At 51.3% G+C, this 4,783-nt stretch carries 6 protein-coding genes; 2 read left to right on the top strand and 4 right to left on the bottom strand.

The features are described 5' to 3' along the window. Positions 1 to 1,067, bottom strand: a 1,067-nt coding sequence (gene larC, locus AC2JC8_RS03500) for a nickel pincer cofactor biosynthesis protein LarC (RefSeq protein ID WP_484594211.1), incomplete at its 3' end; no start/stop codon positions are given. A gap of 9 nt (positions 1,068 to 1,076) precedes the next feature. Next, the gene (locus AC2JC8_RS03495) at positions 1,077 to 1,688 is read right to left on the bottom strand and encodes a hypothetical protein (RefSeq protein WP_484401754.1); all 612 of its coding nucleotides are present in this window, start codon (positions 1,686 to 1,688) and stop codon (positions 1,077 to 1,079) included. A gap of 98 nt (positions 1,689 to 1,786) precedes the next feature. Between AC2JC8_RS03495 and AC2JC8_RS03490 the strand changes: the two genes are divergently transcribed. Then, positions 1,787 to 2,590, top strand: a complete 804-nt coding sequence (locus AC2JC8_RS03490) for a tetratricopeptide repeat protein (RefSeq protein ID WP_484401753.1) — start codon at positions 1,787 to 1,789, stop codon at positions 2,588 to 2,590. On the opposite strand, the gene AC2JC8_RS03485 is transcribed toward AC2JC8_RS03490, so the two are convergent. Continuing rightward, entirely contained in the window at positions 2,536 to 2,847 is a 312-nt protein-coding gene (locus AC2JC8_RS03485) for a hypothetical protein (RefSeq protein ID WP_484594210.1), read from the bottom strand. The two genes, AC2JC8_RS03490 and AC2JC8_RS03485, sit on opposite strands and share 55 nt — an antisense overlap. Positions 2,848 to 2,888: 41 nt before the next feature. Here AC2JC8_RS03485 and xth point away from each other — a divergent pair, with 41 nt between their 5' ends. Then, the gene (gene xth, locus AC2JC8_RS03480) at positions 2,889 to 3,707 is read left to right on the top strand and encodes an exodeoxyribonuclease III (RefSeq protein WP_484401750.1); all 819 of its coding nucleotides are present in this window, start codon (positions 2,889 to 2,891) and stop codon (positions 3,705 to 3,707) included. Here xth and AC2JC8_RS03475 read toward each other — a convergent pair. After that, positions 3,704 to 4,783: FAD-linked oxidase C-terminal domain-containing protein (locus AC2JC8_RS03475; RefSeq protein ID WP_484594209.1), on the bottom strand; the 1,080-nt coding region annotated here is incomplete at its 5' end. The two genes, xth and AC2JC8_RS03475, sit on opposite strands and share 4 nt — an antisense overlap.

Here is a 4,783-nt window from a genome sequence, read left to right as displayed (position 1 = left end):
GGGCTATCGAGGCAAACGCTTTCACGGCTTAATACCCAACGGGGTTCCAATCTTTCACGTAGGCCAAGGCTGCTGCAGTGTTGCCACCAAATTGCTCGCAACTCCTTAGCGAGATCAGGCCGGGCCAGGCAAGTAATTAATACCCCTGGGCGCCCCTTCTTCATTTGAATCGATTGGCTAAAAACCTCTAAAGCACCTGCATCTCGCAACTGCTCTTGCAAAAAAGCGATCGATTCTCCATCCATATCATCTACTTGGCACTGCTGCACCAACAGCGTTTCAGAAGCAGCCTCCGGCTGATTTATTGAATCTTGACTTGATAAATCTTGCTTTAAAGGCTGCCAAAGCCGCAGAAGATTGGGGCGATCGAGAGTGCGTTGCCCCAAGCCGATGCCAACACTGCCAGGTATGTGGGCGGGGGGAGCACAAAATTGCTCCACCCAAACACTCATTAGGGCAATGCCGGTAGGTGTTGTGAGTTCACCAGCTGGAAAACCAGCACTGCTTGCAAGGGGAATCTGCCTCTGCTTTGCGATCTCAAGCACAGCTGGCACCGGCACTGGTAAGGGGCCATGGGCGCTGATTACCTCACCATGGCCAGCGGGAGGGGCGCTGGCAAAAAGATGATCCACCTTGAAATGCAATAACCCAGCACATACGCCCACCACATCAACTAAGGCATCTATGGCCCCAACCTCATGGAAATGCACCTTTTCCGGGGGGAGGCCATGCACCCAACCCTCAGCTTGAGCCAGCAGGCCAAAAACCGCTAACACCCTGGCACGCAATTGATCTGGCCAAGGGGCTGCCTCCAGCTGGGGCCTTAAATCACGCCATAGCCGATGGGGCGGAGAAGCTTCGAGCAGTTCCACATTGAGCCTGGTACCTCGCATACCAGCACTGCTGCTCTTGCAAATCTGCAAACGAAAAGCAGCGCCAAGGCCAAAGGATTTCAGGGGCTCTAAAACCACTTCTTCTGGAAGCCCTTGATCAAATAAAGCTGCCAACAGCATGTCGCCAGCCACACCAGTGGGGGCATCTAAATAAGCCCAATTATTGGTATTCATTAATGGCACCTAATGGCGTTTTGGCTTTTTAGACGCTCCGCCACGGCGATCGCTGCGTTGGGGCATTGGCGCAATCACCTCCCAATGTTCAATTTGTAGTAATTCCCCCTGCAAGCGAACGCGTAGATCGAGGAAATGGCGCAAATGCTCCATTGAAATGTTGCCCTTGAGTTGCAATTTGAAGGGCTGGGGGCGGCTGCCATCAGCGCGGGGCAACTGACGAATTTTTATCACCACATCGCCGCTTTCTGGCTTGGTGAAAATCAATTCACCCCGCACAGAAAAAAATCCATCCCCCTCTGGCAGGTGATCAGGGAGATCGGGATCATCGCTTGCCAAGGTGCGAGGTTCCCATACCCCCACCACCTGCAGGTGCAATTTTTGATCGTCTCGGCTGCGGGGATAAACAACCCAGAGGTGCTCATCATCAAGATTGAGGTGCCGTTTCACCAAACTCAATACGCGCCCAAGCAGCACCGCATCAATAGAAGAACCATCTGCTCCAACCAGGTTGCCGCGGGTAACGATGGCGGGCTCGATTGGGCAATAGGTGCCCCTCACGATCCCGATCGCCCGGAACTGCAGCGGCTCGGTAACTGGAGGAATCGGGTGCTGACGCATCAGAAAGGCAGAACCGCGTTGAATCACATTGAAATCTAGCGATGCCCCTGACACCGTTCCACCTAGACGGTTTACTGAATTAAATACAAGACTTTTTCTTGCTTAAAAAAACCGTTGCGGCGTTAGCAGCTATTTGCGTGGCTGGATTTGGCGGCTGGTGGCTAGGGCGCTCCGGTTTTGGCTTGGCGCCAGCAGAAGCGCCCCAAGCTGCCCTGCAGCGGCGCCGAGCGCCCCTAGAAACAAAACTGGCAAAAGGGGAAGCAACAGCAGAAGAGCAATTGCAATTACTGAAATTAAGGCTTGCGTTAGGCGATCAAAATGGAGCGATTTCGCTACTGGAGCCGCTAAGTGATCAACGGCCTGAACAATGGAAACTACGGTTGATGTTGGCGGATTTACGCAGGCAACAAAAGGATCAAGGCGGCGCTGAAAGGGAAATCCGCCAGGTGCTCAATGTGCAACCACTACAGGTAGAGGCTTGGCAGCAACTAACCCAGCTACAGCTAAATCAAGGTAAGGGGTCAAAAGTAGAAGCTCAGTTAAATAAAGCAGCAGTGGCCGCAAAAGGGAAACCAGAGGAATTAACTCTTGGCCTTTTGCTTGCTGATCTGCAACAGCGGCGGCAGCAAAAACAAAGCGCTGAAAACACCTACCGCAACTTGATCAATCGCTACCCGGAGGATCCCCGCCCACTGTTGGCATTGGCCCTACAGAAACAGGTGGCGGGGCAGGGGGAGGCAGCCGTTGCGTTGCTAAGGGAAGCGCGGCAACTCATGCCTGAAAAATCACAGCTAGTGCTCGATCAAGTGGCAGCTGGCTGGTCTATGAAAAATCTACAAAAAGCGGCTCAGGGCCCCACGGGCAACACTTTGCGAGCGGGTGCAGCCGGATTATCCAACTGACGCAAGGCCTCATCCACTGCATCTCTAGGTGAGGTGGCGCTGTCCATAGAGCTGGAATTACGCAAACGATTCATTAATTCCATGGGATTAGTTACATCCAGAAGTGAGTTACTCGGTTTTGTGGTGCCGTAGTTGTAGAGGTTTTGCTCTTGGATACTTTCGTTTTTCGGATTTGCGAAAGCTGAATTTGAAGCCAGCAAGGCAAAAAGTGCAGCTGGTAGTGAAAGGCGCAATATGCAAAAAACTTGATTTGCCATCGATCAGCTATTAAGTGACATAAGTTTAAAGGGCTTTTTCCGTGCGTATCGCCAGCTGGAACGTAAATTCAATCCGCAGTAGAGAAACCCATCTGCAGCGCTGGCTGCAAATGGCGCAACCAGATGTATTGGGATTACAGGAAACAAAGGTGGAAGATGCCATGTTTCCCCATGAATTCCTTGAGAAAGCCGGCTATACTGCAGCCATTAGCGGTCAAAAAAGTTATAACGGCGTTGCGCTATTGAGCCGGCTCCCCCTTGAAGACGTGCGAATTGGCTTTGAAGCACTTTTACCTAGTGATCAAACGGCAAAGGAATTAGGGGAACAAAAAAGAGTGATTAGTGCTTCAGTTGCTGGGGTGAGGGTGCTGAATCTATATGTGCCAAATGGCTCTGATTTGAAATCTGATAAATACAAATATAAATTAGCCTGGCTCAATTGTTTAAACCGTTATCTGAATGTGCAAAGACAACAAGGGGAAGCATTTTGTATGTTGGGAGATTTCAATATTGCCTTAGAAGATATCGATCTTGCCAATCCAGGCCGTAATAATGGTGGGATAATGGCATCGCTTCCGGAGCGGGAGGCGTTGCGGGGATGCATCGGCAATGATTTACAAGATGCTTTTCGCTTATTTGAACCTGAAGGTGGCCATTGGAGCTGGTGGGATTACCGCTCTGGGGCCTGGGATCGAGATCAGGGTTGGCGTATAGATCATATTTATATAGATGAAGAACTGCAGCAAAGAGCATTGAGTAGCATGATCCATAAAGCTGAAAGGGGCGAGCTAAAACCGAGCGATCATGCACCTATAAGCCTTGATTTATTTGATGAAGTAGCAGAAGAGAATGATGATTAAATCACCACCACATCCGCAGGTAGATCAAGATGTTGCAGCCTGCGGCTGGATTCAGCGCAACCCGCTGGAGTGGGAAATAATTTACCTGGGTTGGCCCGCTGCTCTGGATCAAATGCCTTGCGCACGAGCTGCATTGTTTCAAGATCAGCTGGATTAAACATCCAATCAAGAAAACAGCGTTTATCGCTGCCAATTCCATGTTCACCGCTAATACTGCCGCCTGCATCAACGCAAAGCCGCAGAATTGCGGCGGCCAAATCTTTCACCTTTCCTTTCACATCTAGCTCTGCTTGATTATAAAGAATTAATGGATGCAAATTACCATCACCGGCATGAAATACATTTGCTACGGGCAATTTATATTGCTTGCTAAGTAGATCAATCGCGGCAAGCACTTTTGGTAAAGCGCTGCGGGGCACAACACCATCTTGAAGGTAATAGTTGGGATATAAACGACCCAAAGCTGAAATTGCACTTTTACGGCCAAGCCACAGGCGCGCGCGATCCTGCGCAGAAGTAGCTCGTTGCACAGAGCGGGCACCGGCCTGAAGGCAGAGCTCACTGCATAAATCCATGCTCATCTCCACCTCGCGGCTACTGCCATCGAGTTCGATCAATAAGGCTGCAGCGGCATCCACCGGATAAAGCTCCTGATCGAGCATCAGATCCACAGCGCGAATCGTGAGGTTATCCATGATTTCCATACCCGCCGGCAGCACACCGGCAGCCGTAACAGCCCGCACCGCTTCCCCTGCTGCTTCCATCGAGCAGAAATCAGCCAATAGAACAGCCACCGCTTCCGGCTGGCGCAACAAGCGCAAAGTAATTGCGGTGGCGATCCCCAAGGTGCCTTCACTACCGATAAACACACCGCGCAGATCAAGCCCAGGCATTTCCGCTAACGGCCCACCCAGGGTGGTGATGGTGCCATCAGGCAGCACCACCTCAAGCTCCAAAACATGGTTACTGGTAACGCCGTATTTAAGGCAGTGCACCCCGCCTGAATTTTCTGCCACATTGCCGCCAACGCTGCAGGCCACCTGGCTGGAGGGATCAGGGGCGAAGTAAAAACCATC

The sequence above is a fragment of the Synechococcus sp. genome, assembly GCF_982614295.1.
This window is presented reverse-complemented; position numbering and strand designations above follow the sequence as displayed.

What these genes read in the sequence shown, in the direction of transcription:
- AC2JC8_RS03485 (WP_484594210.1), bottom strand. Translation starts at nt 2,847, where the DNA reads ATGGCAAATCAAGTTTTTTGCATATTGCGCCTTTCACTACCAGCTGCA.
- AC2JC8_RS03495 (WP_484401754.1), bottom strand. Translation starts at nt 1,688, where the DNA reads ATGCGTCAGCACCCGATTCCTCCAGTTACCGAGCCGCTGCAGTTCCGG.